We start from the raw sequence: 22,140 nt of genomic DNA on the forward strand, positions 1-22,140 counted from the left end.
GCCCTGCTTCGGGTGCGGATGGGCCACTTGATCATGCTCATGCGTGGTTCCTCTCTGGAGAGCGGGCGGTGGCGGCACGCGCCTCATCGGCGAGAGCGCGTACGTGTGCGGGCGGGAGGGCCGGCGGGTGGCGGTCCGGCGGGGTCTCGCCCCGGCAGGGGGCGCAGACGCCGCCGGGCAGGGCCTCGGGGCGGCCGGGGGCGCGGCAGACGGTGCATTCGAGGATGCGCAGGGGCGCGGGCCGCGTGCCGTCCGGCTCCCAGGGCGGCGGGGGCGGCATCTTCGCGATGAGGCGGGCGCGGGTGAAGCCGCCCGCGTGGTGGATGCCGGGCGGCAGCCCGTCGGTGAGGGCGTGCAGGAACTGGGCGGGCGTCGCGCCGCGCGTGAACCACTCGGCCGCCAGCGCCTCCAGGGACGCGCAGTCGGCGGCGGAGAGCGTCAGGCGGGGTTCGGCGCGGCCGAGGGCGGCCAGGTGGTCGTACGCCTTGGTGCGGGTCGCTCGTTCGGGTGCGGTCCGGGGCGGGCTCTCCGCGTCGGGTACGTTCCCGGCGCGGAACGCCATCCACCAGGCGTCGTCCCGTGCCGTACGCGAGAAGTACGTGCGCGTGACCCAGCGCGGGCTGCCGTCCTCGCTCCAATGGTGCTCGGCGACGCGGCGCAGGTGACCGGCTTCCGACAGGCGGCGCAGGGCAGTGCGCAGGGCGCACTGCCCGTAGTCCGGCAGCACTTTCGCCAGGGTCTTCACGGAGATGTCCGCACCGTCCGGCAGCCGGTCGAGGTACGCGGCCACGGACGCCTCGCGACGCGGGAGATGCGCGAAGTCGTGTGCTGTGCCGGGGAGTTGGGCCGGTGCGCTGCGCTTGCCGTAGCCGGCGCTCGCCATCGGGTGTGCGGCAGGGGAGGGGGTGGCGTTAAAGTCTTCGGTAGCCATGAGATCGGGCCTTAACGATCTTGTAGGTCAGACCCCGGACGTGTGTTGGTAGCACCGGCCGGGGTCGTTTGTTGTCGCGAACGCTAAACCGTCATTACCCGTCGTGGCAAGTCGATCGCATGGAGTTATCTCCGCTGCTATGCGGCGGAGTTGGGCGGGTGGTGGGTACTACCCGCCCAGCCATTCCTTGGAAAGAGCGCCCGAAATACGGGGCTTGAGCTCCGGGGCCCGGGGATGCGGGCCCCGGGCGTTTTCAGGCGGGGCGCTCGGCCATGACGACCACGCTCGGACCGGTCTGTTCGTCGGCCGGGAGCCGGAGCTCGGCGACCGGGCGCAGACCGGCCCGCTCGATCAGGTCCACGAACTGTTCCGGCCGCCATTTGTGCGTAGTCCAGTTGACCGGCACTCCGCCATAAGCCTCGGTACGCGCCAAGTCCTCGTCGCCGACGTGCGTTCCGGTGATGAAATGGCCGCCCGGTTTCAGGGCGCGCGCGAACATGGCGAGTACCTGCGGAAGGACATCGCGGGGCAGATTGAAAAGCGACCACCATCCGAGCACGCCGCCCAGCGAATCTTCCGCGAGGTCCAGGTCGGTGGCGGAGGAAATGCTGAAGCGGCATTCCGGGTGCAGTCGGCGCGCGTTCTCGATCATGCGCGGGGAGAGGTCCACCCCGGATACGTCGACTCCGCGTTCCGCGAGGTAGGCGGTCACCGTTCCGGGCCCGCAGCCGACATCGAGAACGGGCCCGAGCTCGCCCACCGTGTCCGCGAACGCGTCGATCGACGCCTTGAGCCAGGGATGGCGGCGAATGTCGCCCATTCCCGTCGTCGCCACCATGTGGGCGTAATTGTCGGCCACTCGGTCATAGGACTCACGGACCGTGTCGAGATCTGCTGGACGGTCGATTGGGTGTGTGCGCATCGGCCAACACTATCGGCCGGGGGGCGGGGCGACGGCTATCGTCAAAGTGCTTATGGGGGACGGGAATTCGGGGGAAATGCCGCCGTTGGGGATGGGGATGGGGATGGGGATGGGGATGGGGTTGGGGGGCGGCTCGGGGTGGATCTGCTGGCTGGGTCTGGGGTCTGGGCCTGGGGCGGATGCGGTTCGGCGTCGACGGCAGGGCCTGGGGGTCAGTCCGGGGGTGTGTCGGTGAGCAGGCGGATGCCGTCGATCAGCGCCTGGGCCTGCTCGTCGGGCCAGTCCGCGATCCGGTCCGCGAGGTGCCGGGCCAGCCTGTCGTGGAGCTCGGTGGCCGCGGCGCGGCCTTCGGGCGTCAACGCGAGCAGGGTGGCCCGGCGGTCGCGGGGGTCGGGGCTGCGTTCGAGCAGGCCCGCGGCTTCGAGCCGGTCGGCGTAGCGGCTCGCCCCGGACCGGTCGATCCCGACCTCGTCGGCCAGCCGTGCCGCCGATTGCGGTCCGAGCCGGTCCAGCCCGCTGAGCATCGGGTAGGTCTGGCGGTCGACGCCCGGCGGCGCTGACGCCAGGGCCGCGTTGTAGAGCGCGCTCCGGTTGCGCCGCAGCAGCAGCCGTCCCAGCGCTTGCTCAAGGTCCCGTGCCAGATCCGCGTGTGCCATCCACTCATGATACGTGCGAAGTGCACGGAATGAGCGTAGGGTTGTTGCGTGCGAATCGCACGCATTTACCTAGGGGGTCTCATGGTCATAGGTCGCGACACCGGCCGGAGCGGGCGAGGGCGCCGAGCGGCCGACCGGCGCGCGGCGGGCACGGACCGAGGGGGCACGGGCCGAGGGGGCGCGGACCGAGGGAGCGCGGTGATGGCCGCGAGGCGTCGCGGGGCGCTGATCGGGCCGGTGCTGGTGCTGGCCACGCTGGTCTCCAGCATCATCAGCTCGTTCGGCGCTCCGCTGATCCCCACTGTCGCTCGGGACTTTCACGCGTCGCTGAGCACGGCGCAGTGGTCGCTGACCGTGGCGCTGCTGGTCGGCGCGGCGAGCTCGCCGGTCCTGGGCCGGCTCGGCGACGGCCCGCGGCGGCGGGTGACGCTGCTCGGCGGCTTGGCCGTGGTCACGGCGGGCGGTGCCGTGGCCGCGCTGGCGGGCGACTTGGGGACGCTGCTCGTCGGCCGCGGACTACAGGGCGTCGGGCTGGGGCTGGCACCGTTGGCGATGGCCACCGCTCGGGACGAACTGCCGCCGGCCAAGGTCGCGCCGATGATCGCGCTGTTGTCGGTGTCGGCGGGGGCCGGCCTCGGCGCCGGTTACCCGATCAGCGGGTTGCTCGCCGAGGCGTGGGGGCTGGCGGGTGCGTACTGGTTCGGCGCGATCGTGTCGGGCCTCGCGTTGGTCTGCGTCGCCGTGGTCGTACCGTCGAGCGCGGGGCGCGGCACCCCTGAACGGCTCGACTACGTCGGCGCGGTGCTGCTCGCGTCGGCGCTGGTCACCGCACTGGTGGCAGTGGCGGAGGGGACGCAGTGGGGCTGGGGCTCGCCGACGATCATCGGGCTGCTGGCCGCCGGGGCGGTGCTCTTCGCGGTGTGGGCCGTGCAGCAACTGCGCACCGGGAATCCCCTGGTCCAACTGCGCCTGCTGCGCCATCCCTCCGTACTCTCCGCCGACGCCTGCGCCATGGTGCTCGGCGTCGCGATGTACATGGTGCTGTCGGGGGCGACGGAGTTCGTACAGTCGCCGCGCTCGGGCGGGTTCGGGTTCTCCGCGTCCGCCGTCGTGGCCGGTCTCGTCCTCATCCCCCTGTCCTTCTTCATGCTGATCAGCTCCCGCACCCTGCCCACCTTGGTGAAACGCGTGGGAATCCGGGCGGTACTGGCGCTGGGCTGCCTCGTAGCCGCGCTGGGCTGCGCGTTCTTCGCCGTCTTCCATGACGCCCTGTGGCAGACCTTTGTCATGACGGGTGTCCTGGGCGTGGGGCTGGGCACCACCTTCGCCGCGATTCCCGGCGTGATCGTGCGGGCGATCCCCGCCCGGGAGACGGGCAGCGCCATGGGCTTCTACCAGGTGGTCCGCTTCACCGGCTTCTCCCTGGGCAGCGCGCTCGCCGCCACCGTCCTGGCCGCTCACGTCGGCGGCGACGGCCGGCCGACGGTGGGCGGCTACACCATGGTGCTGTGGATCTCCGCCGGCTTCTGCGTCACCGCCGCCGCCGTGGCCTGGTTCCTGCCCGCCCGGTCCGCGCAGCGGGATCGGGGTGCGAACTCGGAGGGAACGGGCGGGTTCCGGCGGCGTGCTACGCGGGGCGCGCCGGGCAGTCCAGCCGCCAGGTCACGTTGATTCCGCTGCCGGCGGGGGGTGCGGGCTGGGCCGCCGGTTCGCGGTGGGTCTCGGTGAAGCCCAGGCGGCGCGGTATGGCGGCGCTGGAGGCGTTGGCCGAGTCGTGCGTGATCTCCAGGTACTCCACGTCCGGCAGGGCGAACATCTCGGTGACCAGGGCCGCCGCCGCTTTCGTGGCGATGCCCCGGCCGGTGGCGGCGGGGTGCAGCCAGTAGCCCAGGCAGCGGCCCCGGGGCTCGGGCGCGCGGTAGCTCTGGCACATCCCGATGGGAACGCCGTCCTGGGTGATGGCGTAGTTGAAGACTTCGCCGGTGGCCCATTTCGACTCGGAGTTCGCGAGGAGGGTTCGGGTGCTCTCCTCGCTGTGTCCGGCGGCCCACGGTTCCCAGGGGAGCAGATGCTCCAGGGACTCCTCGATCAACTGGAAGGCGGGGGCGAAGTCCTCCTGCCCCCGCCAGCGTCTCAGGACGAAGTCCCCGCACTCGATGAGCTGACTCGGTCGCGCCATGGCGGTCATGATTGTTCGCGGAGTGCCGATCCGCAATCGGTCCGGGGCGTGCCCCGCTATCGCGGCGCGGCGGTCGCGAACACGCCCCGCACGGCCGTGCCGTCCGGCCAGGTCCACCCGGCGACCACCGAGCATGCGGACGGCCGCGGTGCGTCCTCCGCCGGTCGCAGGACGCGGTTGACCCGAGCGCCGGTCCCGGCGCTCGGAGCGGCCCCGTGCACGGTGACCGTCGGGTCGGGGGTGTCGCTCTCGCTCTGCCGCTGCGGCGCCGACTCGCCGCGCAGGAGTGCGGACAACTGCCCCATCAGTACGGGGTCGTGGACGCCGTCGTAAATCCAGCGCGTGCCCAGCACCCCATGTTCGGAGGTGCCGATCAGCGCCTCGTCGGGGGCGTCGGGCAGTGCCGAAGCGCGGTAGGCCATCGGCACCAGATACGCCACCGGCTCCTGCCCTGCGGTGTCCACCGCGACCATGAACTCGATGCCGACCGCGCCCTCCGGGTCGTCCAGCCGGAACCCGCCGGCCTTGGCAAGTTCCGGTGTCGCCGACGCGTCGCCCGCGTACCAGCTCTGCTTCGGCAGCCAGCCGGTGAGCAGTTCCAGCTTGGTGGGCTTCATGGTGGTGCGGTAGACGGTTGCCATGCAAGCTCCCTCACGCGAAGGTCCGGGCAGTCCTGCAACTCCCCTGCTCATCAGATGAGATCAGATATTCGGCTGCCCGGCGTAGCGCAGGATGCGCTGGATGTCCCAGAGGTGGTGGCGCCCGCAGCCGTCACCAGGGTTTCCGTACAGACTCGCGCCTCACTGCTCCATGGGCCCCCCTAGGAGTTGTCTTCAAATGTCACGCCCACATCAGGAGCGAGGCGAGGGTGACGGCTGCTTGGTAGGACTCGGCGGTCTTGTCGTAGCGAGTGGCGATGCCGCGCCATTGCTTGAGGCGGTTGAAGCAGCGTTCCACCACGTTGCGCTGCTTGTAGAGCTGCTTGTCGAAGGCCGGCGGGCGCCCGCCCCGGCTGCCGCGATGGAGCCGGTTGCGGATCTGGTCGGCCCGTTCGGGGATGGTGTGGCCGATGCTGCGGCGTCTGAGCCAGGCGCGGATGGCCTTGGAGCTGTAGCCCTTGTCGCCCAGGACGTGGGCGGGCCGGACCCGTGGCCGTCCCGAGCCTGTGCGGGGCACCCGTATCGCCTCCATCACGGCGGTGAACTGGGTGCAGTCGTTGGTGTTCCCGCCGGTGACGGTGAAGGCGAGCGGGCGGCCCGCCGCGTCGCAGGCCAGATGGATCTTGCTGGTCAGGCCGCCCCGGGAGCGCCCGAGTCCGGGGGGCTGGCGCCCCCTTTTCGGGCCCCGGCAGCGTGCTGGTGGGCGCGGACGACGGTGGAGTCGACCGAGACGAGCCAGCCGATGTCCCCGGCCACGTCCGCCTGCGCCTGGGCGGCCCGCAGCATCCGCTCGAAGGTGCCGTCCAGGGCCCAGCGCCGGAAACGGGTGTGCAGCGTGGCCCACGGGCCATACCGTTCGGGCACATCCCGCCAGGCCGTGCCGGTACGGAACTTCCACACGATCCCGTTGAGCACCGCGCGGTCATCCACCCGCTTACGGCCCCGCGAAGACCGGGGCAGCAACGGCCGGACGAACTCCCACTCGGCATCGGACAACTCATGACGACGTATCACCCAGCCATGATCCAACACTCAAGATCATTTGAAGACACGACCTAGACCGCCGCCGGTTCGCCCTCCGTGGCGGTAGTCGCCACCGCGGGGGGTTCCGTGGCGGCAGTGCCCGCAGCGCCCCCTTCCGCCTTCGGCTCGTTCAGCTCCGTGAGCATCTGCTTGCTGAAGCCGAAGAAGTACGTGGCCACGAACCCCACGACGTACCCGGCCACCAGCCCCGCCGCGTAGATCGCGACCGTCGTCCCCAAGCCGTGGTCGCCCTTGAGGAGGGGGAACAGGGCCCAGCCGGACGGGCCGATGGCGGTGGAGCCGACCGCGTCGCCGAGCTGGTTGAAGAGTCCGATGAAGCCGCCGCCGAACGCGCCGCCGACGCACGCCGTGATGAAGGGGCGGCCCAGCGGGAGCGAGACCCCGTAGATGAGGGGTTCGCCGACGCCCAGGAAACCGGCCGGGAGCGCCGACTTGATCGTCTTGCGGATCGACTCGTTGCGCGGCAGCCGCAGATAGACCGCCACGGCCGCGCCGACCTGGCCCGCGCCCGCCATGGCCAGGATCGGCAGCAGGACCGTGAAGCCCTGCTGCTGGATCAGTGTGGTGTGGATGGGGATCAGGGCCTGGTGCAGACCGAGCATTACCAGCGGCAGGAAGAGGCCGCCGAGCACGAAGCCCGCGCCCGCGCCGCCGTTGGCCAGCAGCCAGTTGGCGAAGTCGCCGATGGCGGTCGAGACCTCGCCCGCGACGAACATCAGGCCGAAGATCGTGACCAGCCCGGAGACCAGCACCGTGAGCGTCGGCGTGACCAGCACGTCCAGCGACTCCGGCACCCACTTCCGGCACTGCTTCTCCACGAACACGGCGAGCAGCGCCGCGCCCAGCGCGCCCAGCACGCCGCCCTGGCCCGGCGCGAGCTTCTGGCCGAAGGCGCTGACGTTCTGCACGCCCGCGAAGACGATGATCGCCGCCACCGCCCCGCCGAGAATGGGCGTCCCGCCGAACTCCTTCGCCGTGTTGTAGCCGACGAACACCGCGATCAGCGACATGAACCCGGACGCGATGGCCGTCAGCGCCGGGACGATGCCCGGCAGCCAGCCCAGGTTGGCCAGCAGGCCGTTGATGCCCGCCACGATGCCGCAGCCGATGAGCGCCGGGATCAGCGGCACGAAGATGTTCGCGATCCTGCGGAGGAAGAGCTTGACCGGCGTCGCGTTGCGGGCCTTCTGGCGGTTCTTGATGGCCGCGCCCTGGGCCGCCAGTTCGTCGGCCGTCGTGGGGTGGGAGGGCGGAGCGGGGTCCGTGGCCGACGGGCCGGCGGTCGGCGACCCCGGATTCGGCTCCGTATTCGGCTGCGAATCCGGCCCCGTATGGGGATCCGTATTCGGCTGCGTACTGGGCTGCGTGGTCGGCTGCGGATTCGGCCGCGGCGCCGGTGCAGCCTTACGCTCCTCCGCCACCAGCGCCTCGAACTCCGGCGTGACCCTCGCGACCGTGCCCGGCCCGAGCACGATCTGGTACGTGTCGTCGTCCACCACCCCCATGACGGCGGGCAGCGCCTTCAGCTCCTCCTCCCGCACCAGGGAACGGTCCCGGAGCGAGAGGCGGAGGCGGGTCATGCAGTGGGCGATGGTGTCGATGTTCCCGGCGCCGCCGACGAGCGGGAGGATCGCGGCGGCGGTGGCGCGGTTCTTGTCGTCTGTTGCCATGGTGCGGGTGCCTTGTTCTGGTGCGGGGCCCGCGCGATGGACTCGCGGGGCCGGGGTTTCGGGGCCCGGGGAGGCCGGGCCCGGTAGCCGTCAGGCCATCGACGCGTGCAGCGCCGCACGCAGATGACCGCCGGATTCGGCGAGGAGGCGGGCGGCCGTGGGGCCGTCCACGCCGCCGAGAATGCAGAGGATCGCGTTCTTCACCTCCCCGCCCGTCGCGGCCAGCGCCGTCTCGATCTCGGCGTCGGCGGCCCCGGTCGCCAGCGCGACGATGCGCCGGGAACGGGCCCGCAGCTTCTCGTTGGAGGCCCGCACGTCGACCATCAGGTTTCCGTAGGTCTTGCCGAGCCGGATCATGGTGATCGTCGAGAGCATGTTCAGAACGAGCTTCTGCGCCGTGCCCGCCTTCAACCGGGTCGATCCGGTGAGGAGTTCGGGGCCGACGACCACCTCGATGCCGTGCTCGGCGGCGGCCGCCAGCGCCGAGTCCGGGTTGCAGGACAGCCCGATGGTGAGCGCCCCGGCCCGGCGGGCGTGCTCGACGGCCCCGATCGCGTACGGCGTGCGACCGGAGGCGGAGACGCCGACGACGGTGTCCTCGGCGGTCAGCGCGAGCGCGTCGAGGTCGGCCGCCGCCAGCTCCTTGCTGTCCTCGGCCCCCTCGACGGCCGTGACCATGGCCGACGGGCCGCCCGCGATGAGCCCGACGACCTCGGTCGGGTCGGTGTTGAAGGTGGGCGGGCACTCGCTCGCGTCGAGGATGCCGAGCCGCCCCGCCGTGCCCGCGCCCGCGTAGACCAGCCGGCCGCCGCGCCGCATCCGGGCGGCGGTGGCGTCGATGGCGGCGGCGATGCGCGGCAGTTCGGCGGCGACGGCGGTGGGGACGGTGGCGTCCTCACCGTTCATGATCTTCGCGATGTCGAGGGTGGGGAGCCGGTCGATCTCCGCCAGGTCGGGGCGGAACGCCTCGGTGGCGAGCGTGTCGAGCTGGGCGCGCAGCTGCGCGTAGTCGGTGGTGGACGCGGAGGGGGTCATGGCAGTGCGGCTCTTTCTCTGCTGGCGGCGTCTCTTGTACGGGTTGCTTCCACGCGGGCCTGCACGGGGCCGCGGGGGCTGTGCGGGTTTGCGCGAGTGGGGGCCGGGGTCGGGGCGGGCGTCGCGTACGGGCGGGGCGTGCCGTCCGGAGTTCGCGCCGTCCATAGCCCGTGCCGTGGCTGCCGACGCCGTACGCGGGGGCGTACGGCGCGTGGGGCGTGTCCGTCGGCGTACGTACGGACCCGCCTCAGCGGCCCGCGCGTGGGTCGCGGCGGTGGGCCAGCGCCTCGTACGAGGCCGACAGTGCGGGCGCGGCCGTCTCGTACGTACGCTGTGCCACCCCTATGAACAGGCAGTCCACGACGAGGAGCTGGCTCGTGCGGCTCGACATGGCGGCCGGGCGCAGCTCGCTCTCGCGGGCGGTGGAGGTGGTGAGGATGTGGTCCGCGTACTGCGCGATCTCCCCGTCCGGGCGGCCCGTGATCGCGACGGTGGTGGCCCCGTGGTCGAAGGCCGCGCGCAGCGGCTCTATGACGTCGGCCGTCCGCCCGGAGTGCGTGATGGCGATGGCGACGTCCCCGGCGCGCAGCTGCACGGCGTTGGTGACCGCCAGGTGCAGGTCGGAGTGGGAGTGCGCGATGAGCCCGATGCGCAGCAGCTTCTGCACGAGGTCCTGGCCGACCAGGCTGGACGCGCCGATGCCGTACACATCGATGCGGCGGGCCCCGACGAGCGCGCCGATCGCGGACTCCAGCTGCGTGGTGTCGAGCCCGGCGGCGGTGTCGGCGAGGCACTGCTGTTCCTCGTGCGCGAGCTTGGCGACGACGTCCGTGATGGTGTCGTCGACGGCGATGTCGGCGGTGACGGCGGGGGCGCGGCCGGCCGCCTGCTGCGCCGCCAGGGCGGCGAGGGCGAGCCGCAGGTCGCGGTAGCCGGGGTAGCCGAGGGCGCGGGCGGTCCGGACGACCGTGGCCTCGCTGGTGCCCGTACGCTCCGCGAGTCCGGTGACGGTGAGCGCGGCGCAGCCCGCCGGGTCGTGCGCCACGGCCTCGGCGACGCGCTGCATGGAGCGGGTCATGGACGGCCCGAGCGTGCGGACCCTGGCCGCCAGGGTCGCCGGGGGCGGCGGTGTGGAACCTGCTGCGAAAGTTTCTTTCAGGCTGCTGCTCACACGTGAAAGGTATTTTCACGACGGGGCGGCGTCAACCCCCTGTGGATATCGAGGCGAACGGGACTTTGGCCCCGAGTGGGGCGTCCGGGCGACAATGGAGGGCATGGAGCTCGAACAGTCATTGCACGCGGCGCGGGCGCTCATCCTCGCCGACCTGGTAGCGGGCGACGTGGCCGAGGCCGACGTCGTGTCGCTCGTGGAGGACGCCGTCGCGCACCGCCGGTGGTGGGTCGAGCAGTGGCCGCAGGGCGTCGAGTTCGTGGCCGGGCTCGTCGCCCAGGACGTACAGGACGCGCTGCTGGAGCGGTACGGGCGGTGGCCGCTGTGCCCGGTCTGCGTGGGCGAGGGCAACCCGCACGCGCTGGACATCGAGCCCGAACTGGGGCCGGACCCGCACTGGGTCTGCGGCAAGGCCGGGGTGGTGGTCGCGCCCGTCGGACGGCTCGGGCGGGGCCCCGGAGGCGGGTCCGGTGACTGGCCCGGCGACCGGCCCGGCGGCGGGCTCTCATGACCGTATACGTCGACCCGCCGACCTGGCCGGGGCACGGGCGGATGTGGTCGCACCTGGTCAGCGACGTGTCGTACGACGAACTGCACGCCTTCGCGGCGGGCATCGGATGCCCGCCGCGCGCCTTCGACCGGGACCACTACGACGTGCCGTCGACGCGGTACGCGGACGCGGTGCGGGCGGGGGCGGTGGAGGTCGGCAGCAAGGAGCTGCTGCGGCGGTTGACGGAGGCGGGGCTGCGGCGGGCGAAGGGCCGGGGGTGAGCCGGGGCCGAGGGCCGGGGGGTGAGCCGGAGGCGGGCCGGGGGCCGGGGGCCGGGGGGTGAGATGCGCCCCCGGCCCCTGCCCTTAACAGCGGTCGGTCCGCCTCAGTCGGTCGCGGTCGCGGTCGCGGTGGCGCAGGCGGAGGCCGGCTTCTCCAGCGACGGCGTCGTCGCGTGCGCGGTCTCCGCCGAGGAGGCCACCAGCCGGGACGACGACGTGCCCGTGGTGCTCGCGCGGTGCAGGCGCGAGGCCACCGCCGTCGTGCACACGGCGACGCCCGCCAGCGCCGCGCCCGTCCAGGCCACCGCCGGGTAGCCCCAGCCCGCGCCGATGACGAGGCCGCCGAGCCAGGGGCCGACGGTGTTGCCGATGTTGAACGCGGCCGTGGTGGTCGCTCCCGCCAGGGTCGGCGCGGCGGCGGCGACGTTGAACATGCGGGCGTTGAGCGCGGGCGCGGTCGTGAAGGCGGAGACGCCGAGCATCAGGGCCAGCACCACGGCGGCCGGCGCGCTGTGCGCGGTGAGCGCCAGGACGGCGAGGACGACGGTGGAGGCGGTGATGCCCGCGTACATCGTGCCGAAGAGGTGGGCGTCGGCGATGCGGCCGCCGACGGCGGTGCCGATCAGCGCGCCGACGCCGAAGAGGGCCAGCACCATCGGCACCAGGCTCTCCTTCATCCCGGCGGTCTCGGTGAGCAGCGGCGCGAGGTAGGAGAAGAGGCAGAAGACGGCCGCGCCGTTGAGCGCGGTGGCCGTGAGCGCGAGCCACACCTGGCGGTCGCGGTAGATGGACAGTTCGGTACGGAGCCGGGGCGCGTCCGCGCCGGTGGCGGGCTTGGTGCGCGGTACGAGCAGGATCACGCCGACGAGGCCGATCAGCGACAGTCCGGCGACCGCCCAGAACGCCGAACGCCAGCCCGCGTGCTGCCCGAGGAACGCGCCCGCCGGCACGCCGGCGATGTTCGCGATCGACAATCCGCCGACCATCACGGCCATGGCGCGGGCCCGCGCGGTGACCGGCACCAGCGACACGGCGACGGCCGCGCCCACGGCCCAGAACCCGGCGCAGGCCAGCGCGCTCACCACGCGGGAGACGAAGAGGATCGCGTACGAGGGGGACAGCGCGCCGACGACCTGTCCCAGGCCGAATATGGCGAGCAGGGCTATCAGGGTCGTGCGGCGGGGGAGTTTCAGGGTCGCCGCAGCGAGTGCGGGCGCGCCGACGACCATGCCGACGGCGAAGGCGGAGACCAGGAGGCCGGCCTGGGGGATGGATACGCCCATGTCGCGTGCCAGGGGCTGGAGCAGCCCGGACAGCATGAATTCTGAGGTTCCAAGTGCGAAGACGGAGAGCCCGAGGACGTATACGGCCACGGGCATGCTGGACTTGCCGGCGTTCGGCATGGCGTTGGGCATATTGAGAGCCAGCGTTGGCGATGGGGCGGAGTATTCCCTCTGGGGCGATCGCCAGGGGAATGGGGAATCCCCTCAGTGGGCTGAGAGCAACTCCAGCTCGGTGGTCATGTTGCGGCGCGCGGCGTGTTCCCAGCGGTCGTACCCCTGGGGGGTCCGGAAGAGGCGCTCCAGGGCGAGGAGCTGCCGGAGTACGGCCGCCCGCCCCTCGCGGAACGCGTCGTCGGGGACGAAGCCGTACTCGGCGCGTACGGCCGCCGCGTAGGCCGCGTACTCCTGCGGGGCCCCGGCGAGCACCGCGAGGTCCGCGTCGCACAGAACCGCGCCGTCGCGGTCGTCGGGCTCCGGGGCGTGGGTGGCGGTGAGGCGTACGAGGCGGGCGACCTCGGCCGTACGGGCCGCGTCGAAGCCCAGTTCCGGGAGGGCGCGCTCGGCCAGATGGGCGCTGCGCTCCTCGTTCTCGGAGCGGTCGGGGCGGTAGACGGCGTCGTGGAACCAGGCGGCGAGCGCCACGGCGGCGGGGTCCTCGGCATGGGCGGACAGCTCGTCGACGCGGTCGAGGACGACGGCGAGGTGGTCGGTGGTGTGGTAGCGGCGCTGGGGCTCGGCCCAGCGGGCGAGGAGGTTCTCGCCGTACGGGCGGGGGTCGGGCCCGTCGGCGCCGCCACGGGCCGACGCGACCAGGTCGGACCAGCGCGCGAGGAGCGCGGGGGAGGGGCCGGACGGGTGCTCGGTGGAGGCTGCCATGAGTCAATTGTGGGGTACAGCTTTCGCTGCCGGTCGCGGTTGTGGCACGCTGTGCTACATGTCTAGACCAATGCTTGAGGTGATCGCCCTCAGCACGGAGGACGCGATCGCGGCCGAGGCCGGAGGGGCGGACCGCCTCGAACTGGTCTCCGACATGGCCGCCGACGGCCTGACCCCCGCCCGCGAGACCTTCGCCGCCGTGCGCGCCGCCGTCTCCATCCGGGTGCGCGTGATGCTGCGCGCCACGGACAGCTTCTCGGCCGGAGACGCCGGGGCGCTGGACGCGCTCTGCGCCACGGCGCGGGCGCTGCGCGAGGAGGGCGCCGAGGAGTTCGTCTTCGGCTACCTGACGCCGGACGGGCGCGCCGACCTGGCGGCGGTGGACGCCCTCACCGAGGCCATTGGGCCTGCGGCCCGCTGGACGTTCCATCGGGCCGTGGACCGCGCCGCCGACCGTGATGCCCTGCGCAAGCAGCTCGCCGACCAGCCCGGGCTGGACACCTACCTCACGGCGGGGTCCCCGACAGGCGTCGGCGACGGCCTGGAGACGCTGCTCGCCGAGCAGACCCGGCGCGTCGCCGGCGACCCCGGCTACGAGCCGCAGATCCTGGTCGGCGGCGGACTGCGACTCCCGCACGTACCGGTACTGCGCGCCGCCGGCGTCGACGCCTTCCACATCGGCGCGGCATCACGGCCTTCGGGCTGGGAGGCACCGGTGGACACTGAGGCTGTACGGGTCTGGCGCCAGGCGCTGGACGCGCTGGACGCTTAGCGCGTCCGTTTGCGACCGACCCGGCGGGGGCGGGCGCTCCTGTGCCCTCAAACGCCGGGCGGGCTTGATGTGGCTGGGCTTGGCACGGTTGCGCGCGCCGGTGGAATCGACCGCTCCTGTGCCCTCAATCGCCGGGCAGGCTTGGTGTGGCCGGGCTCGGTGCGATGGCTCGCGGCGGTGGGTCCGCGCGTTCCTGTGCCCTCAAACGCCGGGCGGGCTTGATTGTGGTGCGGCTTGGTCTCTGCCTGCCCGCCCGGCGGGGCAGGCATCAGGTTGCTGTCAGTTGGGGCGGCAACGGTGTTGCGTGGATGACTGTCAGGCCTGATACCGCTCGGGTCAGGGATACGTACAGGCGGCGGAGGCCGGTGCGTTCGTCTGGTTCGCCGTTGACGACGGCGGAGGGTTCGTCGAGTACTACGTAGTCGTATTCGAGGCCCTTGGCGAGGGTGGCCGGGACCAGGGTGAGGCGGGCCTCGGGGGAGGTTTCCTCGCCGGGGGTGAGGGCGGTCAGGCCCGCGTCCGCCAGGGCAGTGGACAGTGCGGGCAGGCGGGAGTCCGCGGCGATCAGGCCGATGGAGCCCTCCTTGGCGAGAGCCTCCCGGCAGGCGGCGATGACGGAGGCGTCGAGGTCGTCGGGGGCCACCGCCCGTACCGCGAAGTCGCCCGCCGCCTCACGGATCGAGGTGGCCTCGGCCAGGCCGGGGGCGATGGCGGGGAGCAACCGCGAGGCGTACGCGATGACTTGGCGCGGTACGCGGAAGCCCTGCGTCAGCTCCTCGACCGTCGCGTCCGACTTGCCGAGATGGGCCAGCGCCTCCTCCCAGCTGTTCGTCGCCCACGGAGTGGTGCCCTGCGCCAGGTCGCCGAGGATCGTCGCGGAACCCGTCGTGCAGCGCCGCCCCACCGCGCGGTACTGCATGGGGGAGAGGTCCTGCGCCTCGTCGAGTACGACGTGGCCGAGGGAGTGCGTACGGGCGATGAGGTCCTGGGCCTCGTCGATCAACACGGCGTCCGCGGCCGACCACTTGGCGGACTTCGGGCTGCGCGCCGGCTTGGCCCACAGGATCTCCTTCTGCTCCTCCGGCGAGAGCAGACCGTCCGCGTGTTCCGCCAGGAACTCCGCGTCGCCCAGCAGCCGCAGCACCAGCTTCGCCGGATCGACCGGCGGCCAGACCGCCTTGACCGCGGCCTTCACCGCCGCGTTGCGCGCCACGGAGTCCTGCACCCGGTCGTCGGGGGCCTCGCCGGCCTCCTCCATCCGTACGAGCACGGCGTGCGCGATGCGCTGCGGCAGGGCCTCGCGGGCGGCCCCGTACCGGATGTCGCGCGCCAGCAGCTCCTCGACCATCTCCTCCACCTCGTACGCCGGTACGCGCCAGCGCCGCGAGCCGCGCACCACGACCACGGCCTCCGTCGGCATCGTCACCCCGGAGCGCACCGCGCGCCGCAGCACCTGCGCCATCCGCGCGTCGCCCTTGATGCGGGCCGCGGTGGCCGGGTCCGTGCCGCGCACCTCCACGTGGGCGACGAGGTCGTCGACGGTCGCCTGGGCGACGTTGAGTTCGCCGAGGGCCGGGAGGACCTGCTCGATGTAGTGCAGGAAGGAGCGGTTCGGGCCGATGACGAGGGTGCCGGAGCGCGCGAGGCGGTCACGGTGCGCGTACAGGAGGTACGCGACGCGGTGCAGGCCGACGGCGGTCTTCCCGGTGCCGGGCGCGCCCTGTACGCACACGGTGCCGCCGATTCCCGCGCGTACGATCTCGTCCTGCTCCGGCTGGATCGTCGCGACGATGTCGCGCATCGGGCCGACGCGCGGCCGCTCGATCTCGCTCTGGAGCAGCTTGCTCGACTGCTCGGCCTCGGAGCGGTCGGTGAGGTGCTCGTCCTCGTACGCCGTCAACTCGCCGCCCGTGTAACCGAAGCGGCGGCGCAGCCGCACATCCAGCGGGTTGTTCTTCGACGCCTGGTAGAAGGGCTGGGAGACGGGGGCGCGCCAGTCGATGACCATCGGGTCGCCGTCCGCGTCGTGGACGTGCCGGCGGCCGATGTAGAACTGCTCGCCCTCCGCGCCCTCGGCCAGCTCCATGCCCGGCGCGTGCCCGTAGTCGAGGCGGCCGAAGAAGAGCGGGGTGTGGGCCAGGTCGGCGAGCGCCTTGATCCGGTCCTCGATCTGGCTCTGCAGAACCTCGGCGTTGACCCAGTTCGCCGTGACGTCCTTGATGTCGAGGGACTCGACGTCCGCGCGCATGGCGCGCAGCGCGGCACGGGACGCGGTGAGGTGGGCGCGTTCCCGGTCGAGGGGGTTGGACTCAGGGCCCGAGGCCTGGCCTTCGGCGGGTTCCTGGCCGCTTTTCCGGCCCTGTTCCTGGCCTTCGGCGGGGTCCTGGCCCTGTTCCTGGGCGTGCGAGAGCACGGTGCTGCCTCCGTCTGTGAGTGGGTAGCGAGCGGGATACCGGCCGGTTTCCGTCCGGACGGAGGCGCTCCCGGTGGTGCGGTGGCGCGGGAGGCGGGAAGTCGGCGATTGTAGTCAGCACGGATGCGGGGCGCGAATGATTTTTGAAGACCTGGCCGGGCCCCGGTCCGTGATGGGTCCGCCGGCCTCAGGGGCGCCGTCCCTCTCCCGTAGGGGGGCGCATGGGCCTGTGGTCGTACGGACGCGCGGCCGTGGTTACACCGGCAGGCCGATGTGGTGCGGCCCCGCGAAAACCATGATGGAACACATGAGCACCGCAACCTTCACCCACACAGGCCAGGGCGCCCGCCGAGGTGCCAACGTCGACTCCGCCGCAGTTCAGCAGCGCCACGGGCTGGGCGGCACGCTCCGTGCGATCAAGGTTTTCGCGGGGGCGGCGATCAGCGTCGTCCTCCTCGGGGACTACGCGGACGAGAAGTCGGAAGTCGGAAGTCGGAAGTAGGAAGTAGGAAGTAGCAGGATGACCAGGGGCGCCCGCCCCCTCACCTCCTGCCGGCGTCTCAGACGCCGTCCTCCGACGACATCAGCTCGTCCGCGTCCACGATCCGGTACGCGTAGCCCTGCTCCGCCAGGAACCGCTGGCGGTGGGCGGCGAAGTCCTGGTCGACGGTGTCGCGGGCCACGACGGAGTAGAAGCGGGCCTCGTGCCCGTCCGCCTTCGGGCGCAGTACGCGGCCGAGCCGCTGCGCCTCCTCCTGCCGGGACCCGAACGTTCCGGAGACCTGGATGGCGACCGTCGCCTCGGGCAGGTCGATGGAGAAGTTCGCGACCTTCGAGACGACCAGCACGCTGATCTCGCCTTCCCGGAAGGCTCCGAAGAGCTTCTCCCGCTGCGCGTTCGTCGTCTCGCCCTTGATGACGGGCGCGCCAAGGTGCTCGCCCAGTTCGTCGAGCTGGTCGATGTACTGGCCGATGACGAGCGTCTGCTGGCCCTGGTGCCGCCGCACCAGGGCCTCGGTGACGCGGCGCTTGGTGTCGGTGGTCGCGCAGTACCGGTACTTCTCCTCGGTCTCGGCGGTGGCGTACGCCAGCCGCTCGGAGTCCGTCAGATTGACGCGTACCTCCACGCAGTCGGCGGGGGCGATGTAGCCCTGCGCCTCGATCTCCTTCCAGGGCGCGTCGAACCGCTTCGGCCCGATGAGCGAGAAGACGTCCGACTCGCGGCCGTCCTCCCGTACGAGCGTGGCGGTGAGCCCGAGGCGGCGGCGGGCCTGGAGGTCGGCGGTGAACTTGAAGACCGGCGCGGGCAGCAGGTGCACCTCGTCGTAGACGATCAGGCCCCAGTCGCGGGAGTCGAAGAGCTCCAGATGCGGGTAGACGCCCTTCCGCTTGGTGGTCAGCACCTGGTACGTGGCGATGGTGACCGGGCGGATCTCCTTGCGGGTGCCGCTGTACTCGCCGATCTCGTCCTCGGTGAGCGAGGTGCGCTTGACCAGCTCGTGCTTCCACTGCCGGGCGGAGACGGTGTTGGTGACGAGGATGAGCGTGGTCGCCTGGGCCTGCGCCATCGCGCCCGCGCCGACCAGCGTCTTCCCGGCGCCGCAGGGGAGCACGACGACGCCGGAGCCGCCGTGCCAGAACCCCTCGACGGCCTGCTTCTGGTACGGACGCAGGGCCCAGCCGCTCTCGTCGAGGTCGATGGCGTGCGCCTCGCCGTCCACGTAACCGGCCAGGTCCTCGGCCGGCCAGCCGAGCTTCAGCAGCGTCTGCTTGATCTGCCCGCGCTCGGAGGGGTGCACGACGACGGTGTCCGGATCGACCCGCGCGCCGACCAGCGGCTGGACCTTCTTGGAGCGGAGGATCTCCTCCAGGACGGGCCGGTCGGTGGACTCCAGGACCAGCCCGTGCACCGGGTGCTTGAGCAGCTTCAGCCGCCCGTACCGCGCCATGGTCTCGGCGACGTCCACGAGGAGGGCGTGCGGCACGGGGTAGCGGGAGTACTCCACGAGCGCGTCGACGACCTGCTCGGCGTCGTGCCCGGCCGCTCGCGCGTTCCAGAGCCCGAGCGGCGTGACGCGGTACGTATGGATGTGCTCGGGGGCGCGCTCCAGCTCCGCGAACGGCGCGATGGCCCGCCGGCAGGCTTCCGCCTGCTCATGATCCACTTCCAGGAGCAGCGTTTTGTCGCTCTGGACGATGAGGCAGGACACACATTCCTCCATGCATAGGGTCGTCTCGCGGCAGAAGCCTCGCGGCAGAAGCCTCACGGCAGAAACAACGTCTGCCACGGCACGGGATATGCCCCGCGTCCGACGCCGGAAGGGTGTCCCGGCCGGCGCGCCGGGGGTGCGCGCCACCCTCTATGGTCGCTCATCGCGGGAGAGGGCGGGGGCCGCTTCTCCGGAGGAGGCCATGGTGGGGGTACGGCCGTGAGCCCCACCGGTCGGGACCGGTGGGGCTCTGGTGTGCCTCGGTACTCCAGTGGTGCTCGGTGATCGGTGCTCGGTATTCCACGATTCCGGCTCGGCGGTCGGCCCGGCGACCGGCCCGCGGTCGACCCCGGCCGCCCCCGGTGGAATTACCGGGGGCGGGAATCGCTCAGCGCCGTCGAACGGCTACGAGCCGATCAGCTCTCACTGAATTCGCGAGACTTCACGCATGCGGCGCCGGGGACGCTCCAACAGAGGTCCATGTAGTACTTCGTGCTCCCCACGACGTTGTAGGTCTTGCTGTCGCAGCCCCCGTCACCTCCGTCGGTGATCGTCCACAGGAGCTTTCTGTCGGAGGCGCGGTACAGGGACATCTGAACACCGTGGCCGTCCGCGTTGGTGTCGCAGACCGTGAATTTGTCGCCGTCGTCCTTGAAATGTGCGGTGCCACGGCCATTGAGGACCAGATTTACGTCCGCTGCATAGGCCGGGGATGCTCCCAGCGCCAGTACTGTGCCCAACGCGACGGCCAGGCCCGCGGTCGACCGGACTGCGTTCTTCAGCCTCATGGCGTCTCCCCTTTGTTCGTTTGTTCGGCGAAACCGGAGCAGTCTCCCTTTCCTGACTGCCGGCCCGAACTATTGCGCACCGTCATCGCGCGGGGCAACGGGTAGGAGGTATTCCGATTGCCGTCATTCCGTGATGCCTGAATTCTCCGATGTTGGCGGATATGGGCCGGATGAATTCTCGCCACTCGTCGAGCGGTGTCGGCCAGTGGCGGCGTAGGGGCCAGCGGTGGGGGGGGGAGTGGGGGAGCCGCTGCGGCGGGATGGCGAGAGTGAGGGGGCGCCGGTGACGCGCGGTCGTTGTCGTAGTTACTTGTCGCAGTCACTTGTTGCAGTTATTTGGCGTAGTTATTTGTCGAAGACAAACGCGATGTGGTCGTCGTCCAGGTATTTGATATCGATCTGGCAGCCTTTCTGTAGCCTTGGGAAGCGGGCCGCGAGGATGGTTTCCCTGCCTTCCGCGTATCGGGTCGCGCCGTCCTCGTGCCAGGAAAGCCGGTATTTCACGGTCATGGAGCCGGAGTCGCTCGTAGCCACGTGACGAACGTCCTCGACCACGGCGACAATGTCCCGTCCGCGCGTTTCGATCTTATGGTCGCGGATGAAAAGGTGAACGATATAGGCGACGGCGCCTATCGCGATGGCAATGGAAATGACGAGGATGAGCTGCATCGATGCCGCCTTCGTTTCAATCGTGTCCGCGCTATCGCGTCCGCGTCTCGGAGATGAGCCGCTTCTCGAACCAGTGGTGCGCGTAGGGCTCGTCGTTGAAGGCGGGGACCTCGGTGTACCCGCTGCTGCGGTAGAGGCGGGTGGCCGCCTCCAGGGCCTTGTTGGTGTCGAGCCGCACCAGATCGCTGCCGTGTCGGACGGCGCGTTCCTCCAGCTCGGACAGGAGGCGCCGGGCCAGGCCGAGCCCTCGGGTGCTGGGGCGGACCCACAGCCGCTTGATCTCGGCGGGGGCACCGGGCGGCAGCTTGAGTCCGCCGCAGCCCACCGGCTCCCCGTGTAGCCGGGCGACGAGGAACAGGCCGCGCGGCGCGCGCAGTTCGCCTGGATCGGGCAGCAGGCTGTTCCCGGGGTCGAAGCCGCCGTCGAAGAGTTCCCGCAGTTCGGCGGCGTAGGACCGTAGGCACTGCTCGGCGTCAGGGTGGCCGGGGTCGAGTACTTCCAAGGAGACCACCGAGGCGGTCAGCAGCCGCTCGACCTCCGCCATGGCCGCGGTCAGCCGGTCCCGCTGCCGGGAGTCGAGCGGGTCGAGGAGCGATGCGGCGAGCGCGTCGCTGCGGTCGTCGAGCTGCGCGCGCTCCTCGCGCCCGGCCTCGGTGAGCCGTACGGTGCGTACGCGCCGGTCACGCGGGTGGGCCTCGACGGTTACGAGGCCGTCGCGCTCAAGCGCCCGCAGCAGCCGGCTCACGTAACCGGAGTCGAGGCCGAGCCGGTCTCGTACGCTGCGGACGTCGTGCGTACCGGCGTCGCCGAGCCGTTCGCCGATCTCCCAGAGCAGCCGAGCCTGCCCGTAGGGCCGCGTACCGCCCAGGTAGCGGTCGTGCAGGACCCCTACCCGCTCGGCCACTGCCCGGTTGAAGCGCCGCACCTGTTCCACCTGGGCCGGCTGGGCTAGCTGGGCTTGGGCTGCCTGCTCCGTGGTCATTCTCTGACCTTAGTCAGAGAGTGGGTGGGGAGTAAACGGCGTCTCGGCCTGTCTCGGCCTGTCAGGGGGTGGGCGGCCGTCGAGCGCGGGGCGGCTGTTGGGTGGCTGCGGGGCGGCTGCTGGGTGGGCTGTCGTGCCGTGAGCCCATTTTAATACCGGTATAGTTAGCCCGGTATAGTTATTGGAAACACGTGAGAGGCCCCCATGATTGAGATCCTCAGCCGCCCCCAGCTCGACCGGGCGCGGGAGACCGGCGCGCTGGTCGGGCACATCCTGCAGACCCTGAAGGGCCGCAGCGCGGTCGGTGTGAACCTCCTGGACATCGACCAGTGGGCCAAGGAGATGATCACGGAGGCGGGGGCGCAGTCCTGCTACGTCGACTACGCGCCCTCCTTCGGGCGCGGCCCGTTCGGCCACTACATCTGCACGGCTGTCAACGACGCGGTACTCCACGGGCGGCCCCACAACTACACGCTGGCCGACGGCGACCTGCTCACCCTCGACCTGGCCGTCTCCCTGCGCGGGGTGGCCGCGGACGCCGCCATCAGCTTCCTCGTGGGCGAGGCCAGGCCCGTGGAGAGCGTCGCCATGATCGAGACCACCGAACGCGCGCTCGCCGCGGGGATCGCCGCCGCCGCGCCGGGGGCGCGCATCGGCGACCTCTCCCACGCCATCGGCACGGTCCTCAGTGATGCGGGCTACCAGATCAACACCGAGTTCGGCGGCCACGGCATCGGCTCGACCATGCACCAGGACCCGCACGTCGCGAACACCGGACGGCCCGGCCGCGGCTACACACTCCGCCCCGGACTGCTGCTGGCCCTGGAGCCCTGGATCATGGCCGACACCGCCAAGCTCGTCACCGATGCCGACGGCTGGACGCTGCGCAGCGCGACGGGCTGCCGGACCGCACACAGCGAGCACACCGTCGCCATCACCGACGACGGGGCCGAAATCCTCACCTTGGCCGGGCGGTAGGTGGGAGGCGGTAGGCGCGGCCGTAAGGGGCTCGTTCTTTCTATGCCGGATGCCGGCGTCTTCGATGATTGCCGTCCCCGTCTGCTTGCCGGGGCTGGTGCGGTCGGGCGGCCTTATCCGAGGGGGTACGG

Annotated in this window: 22 protein-coding genes; 6 read left to right on the forward strand and 16 right to left on the reverse strand. The window is 71.6% G+C overall.

All coding sequences use genetic code 11. From position 1 onward, the window contains the following. Window positions 1-37: 37 nt before the first annotated feature. The 3 genes from AB0I49_RS09365 to AB0I49_RS09375 form a co-directional block, all read right to left on the reverse strand. The gene (locus AB0I49_RS09365; protein WP_363226230.1) at window positions 38-931 is read right to left on the reverse strand and encodes a hypothetical protein; all 894 of its coding nucleotides are present in this window, start codon (window positions 929-931) and stop codon (window positions 38-40) included. Window positions 932-1,184: 253 nt separating this feature from the next. Further along, window positions 1,185-1,853 carry a class I SAM-dependent methyltransferase gene (locus AB0I49_RS09370; RefSeq protein WP_363226231.1) on the reverse strand — a complete coding sequence of 223 codons (669 nt, stop codon included), beginning with the start codon at window positions 1,851-1,853 and terminating at the stop codon, window positions 1,185-1,187. A 212-nt stretch (window positions 1,854-2,065) separates the two neighbouring features. After that, complete coding sequence (locus AB0I49_RS09375; RefSeq protein ID WP_363226232.1) at window positions 2,066-2,509, reverse strand: MarR family transcriptional regulator; 444 nt, start codon at window positions 2,507-2,509, stop codon at window positions 2,066-2,068. Between the two features lie 201 nt (window positions 2,510-2,710). Here AB0I49_RS09375 and AB0I49_RS09380 point away from each other — a divergent pair, with 201 nt between their 5' ends. Then, window positions 2,711-4,180, forward strand: a complete 1,470-nt coding sequence (locus tag AB0I49_RS09380) for an MFS transporter (RefSeq protein WP_363226233.1) — start codon at window positions 2,711-2,713, stop codon at window positions 4,178-4,180. On the opposite strand, the gene AB0I49_RS09385 is transcribed toward AB0I49_RS09380, so the two are convergent. The 6 genes from AB0I49_RS09385 to AB0I49_RS09410 form a co-directional block, all read right to left on the reverse strand. Then, complete coding sequence (locus AB0I49_RS09385) at window positions 4,137-4,688, reverse strand: GNAT family N-acetyltransferase (protein WP_363226235.1); 552 nt, start codon at window positions 4,686-4,688, stop codon at window positions 4,137-4,139. The genes AB0I49_RS09380 and AB0I49_RS09385 overlap by 44 nt on opposite strands. Window positions 4,689-4,744: 56 nt before the next feature. After that, on the reverse strand, window positions 4,745-5,329 hold the full coding sequence (locus AB0I49_RS09390; protein WP_363226236.1) for a 1,4-alpha-glucan branching protein: 585 nt from the start codon (window positions 5,327-5,329) through the stop codon (window positions 4,745-4,747). Window positions 5,330-5,528: 199 nt separating this feature from the next. Continuing rightward, window positions 5,529-6,358 (reverse strand): IS5 family transposase gene (locus tag AB0I49_RS09395; protein WP_363226402.1). Its coding sequence is split into 2 segments (ribosomal slippage): window positions 5,529-6,022 and window positions 6,022-6,358, totalling 831 coding nucleotides; the frame shifts between segments, so codons are not numbered across the junction. A gap of 44 nt (window positions 6,359-6,402) precedes the next feature. Further along, complete coding sequence (locus AB0I49_RS09400; protein ID WP_363226237.1) at window positions 6,403-8,061, reverse strand: PTS transporter subunit EIIC; 1,659 nt, start codon at window positions 8,059-8,061, stop codon at window positions 6,403-6,405. 90 nt (window positions 8,062-8,151) lie between these two features. Then, entirely contained in the window at window positions 8,152-9,096 is a 945-nt protein-coding gene (gene murQ / locus AB0I49_RS09405; RefSeq protein WP_363226238.1) for an N-acetylmuramic acid 6-phosphate etherase, read from the reverse strand. Window positions 9,097-9,343: 247 nt separating this feature from the next. Beyond that, on the reverse strand, window positions 9,344-10,267 hold the full coding sequence (locus tag AB0I49_RS09410; RefSeq protein WP_363226239.1) for a MurR/RpiR family transcriptional regulator: 924 nt from the start codon (window positions 10,265-10,267) through the stop codon (window positions 9,344-9,346). 94 nt (window positions 10,268-10,361) lie between these two features. Here AB0I49_RS09410 and AB0I49_RS09415 point away from each other — a divergent pair, with 94 nt between their 5' ends. After that, a complete protein-coding gene (locus AB0I49_RS09415) occupies window positions 10,362-10,778 on the forward strand; it encodes a hypothetical protein (protein WP_363226240.1) in 417 nt (138 codons plus the stop codon). Continuing rightward, window positions 10,775-11,038 (forward strand): DUF4031 domain-containing protein, encoded by a 264-nt coding sequence (locus AB0I49_RS09420; RefSeq protein WP_363226241.1) that lies wholly within the window; start codon window positions 10,775-10,777, stop codon window positions 11,036-11,038. Before AB0I49_RS09415 ends, AB0I49_RS09420 begins: the two co-directional genes overlap by 4 nt. Before the next feature lie 104 nt (window positions 11,039-11,142). On the opposite strand, the gene AB0I49_RS09425 is transcribed toward AB0I49_RS09420, so the two are convergent. Next, window positions 11,143-12,417 (reverse strand): Cmx/CmrA family chloramphenicol efflux MFS transporter, encoded by a 1,275-nt coding sequence (locus AB0I49_RS09425; RefSeq protein WP_363226403.1) that lies wholly within the window; start codon window positions 12,415-12,417, stop codon window positions 11,143-11,145. A gap of 108 nt (window positions 12,418-12,525) precedes the next feature. Continuing rightward, on the reverse strand, window positions 12,526-13,197 hold the full coding sequence (locus tag AB0I49_RS09430; protein WP_363226242.1) for a hypothetical protein: 672 nt from the start codon (window positions 13,195-13,197) through the stop codon (window positions 12,526-12,528). Between the two features lie 58 nt (window positions 13,198-13,255). Here AB0I49_RS09430 and AB0I49_RS09435 point away from each other — a divergent pair, with 58 nt between their 5' ends. Continuing rightward, window positions 13,256-13,969: a copper homeostasis protein CutC gene (locus AB0I49_RS09435; protein WP_363226243.1), complete on the forward strand. Its 714-nt coding sequence runs from the start codon at window positions 13,256-13,258 to the stop codon at window positions 13,967-13,969. A 268-nt stretch (window positions 13,970-14,237) separates the two neighbouring features. Here the strand turns inward: AB0I49_RS09435 and AB0I49_RS09440 are convergent, their stop codons facing one another. Then, entirely contained in the window at window positions 14,238-16,226 is a 1,989-nt protein-coding gene (locus AB0I49_RS09440; RefSeq protein WP_363226404.1) for an AAA family ATPase, read from the reverse strand. 463 nt (window positions 16,227-16,689) lie between these two features. On the opposite strand from AB0I49_RS09440, the gene AB0I49_RS09445 reads away from it, so the two are divergent. Next, the gene (locus AB0I49_RS09445) at window positions 16,690-16,884 is read left to right on the forward strand and encodes a hypothetical protein (protein WP_363226244.1); all 195 of its coding nucleotides are present in this window, start codon (window positions 16,690-16,692) and stop codon (window positions 16,882-16,884) included. Between the two features lie 58 nt (window positions 16,885-16,942). Here AB0I49_RS09445 and AB0I49_RS09450 read toward each other — a convergent pair whose 3' ends face one another. The 4 genes from AB0I49_RS09450 to AB0I49_RS09465 form a co-directional block, all read right to left on the reverse strand. Further along, window positions 16,943-18,592 (reverse strand): DNA repair helicase XPB, encoded by a 1,650-nt coding sequence (locus AB0I49_RS09450; protein ID WP_363226245.1) that lies wholly within the window; start codon window positions 18,590-18,592, stop codon window positions 16,943-16,945. 416 nt (window positions 18,593-19,008) lie between these two features. Continuing rightward, window positions 19,009-19,380 carry a hypothetical protein gene (locus tag AB0I49_RS09455; protein WP_363226246.1) on the reverse strand — a complete coding sequence of 124 codons (372 nt, stop codon included), beginning with the start codon at window positions 19,378-19,380 and terminating at the stop codon, window positions 19,009-19,011. A gap of 345 nt (window positions 19,381-19,725) precedes the next feature. Beyond that, the gene (locus AB0I49_RS09460; protein ID WP_363226247.1) at window positions 19,726-20,049 is read right to left on the reverse strand and encodes a hypothetical protein; all 324 of its coding nucleotides are present in this window, start codon (window positions 20,047-20,049) and stop codon (window positions 19,726-19,728) included. Between the two features lie 31 nt (window positions 20,050-20,080). Next, the gene (locus tag AB0I49_RS09465; RefSeq protein WP_363226248.1) at window positions 20,081-21,031 is read right to left on the reverse strand and encodes a helix-turn-helix domain-containing GNAT family N-acetyltransferase; all 951 of its coding nucleotides are present in this window, start codon (window positions 21,029-21,031) and stop codon (window positions 20,081-20,083) included. Window positions 21,032-21,235: 204 nt separating this feature from the next. Between AB0I49_RS09465 and map the strand changes: the two genes are divergently transcribed. Next, window positions 21,236-22,009, forward strand: coding sequence for a type I methionyl aminopeptidase (gene map / locus AB0I49_RS09470; RefSeq protein ID WP_363226249.1), 774 nt, complete (start codon window positions 21,236-21,238; stop codon window positions 22,007-22,009). Window positions 22,010-22,140: the final 131 nt, after the last annotated feature.

The sequence above is a fragment of the Streptomyces sp. NPDC050617 genome (assembly GCF_040654795.1).
Classification (GTDB): Bacteria; Actinomycetota; Actinomycetes; order Streptomycetales; family Streptomycetaceae; genus Streptomyces.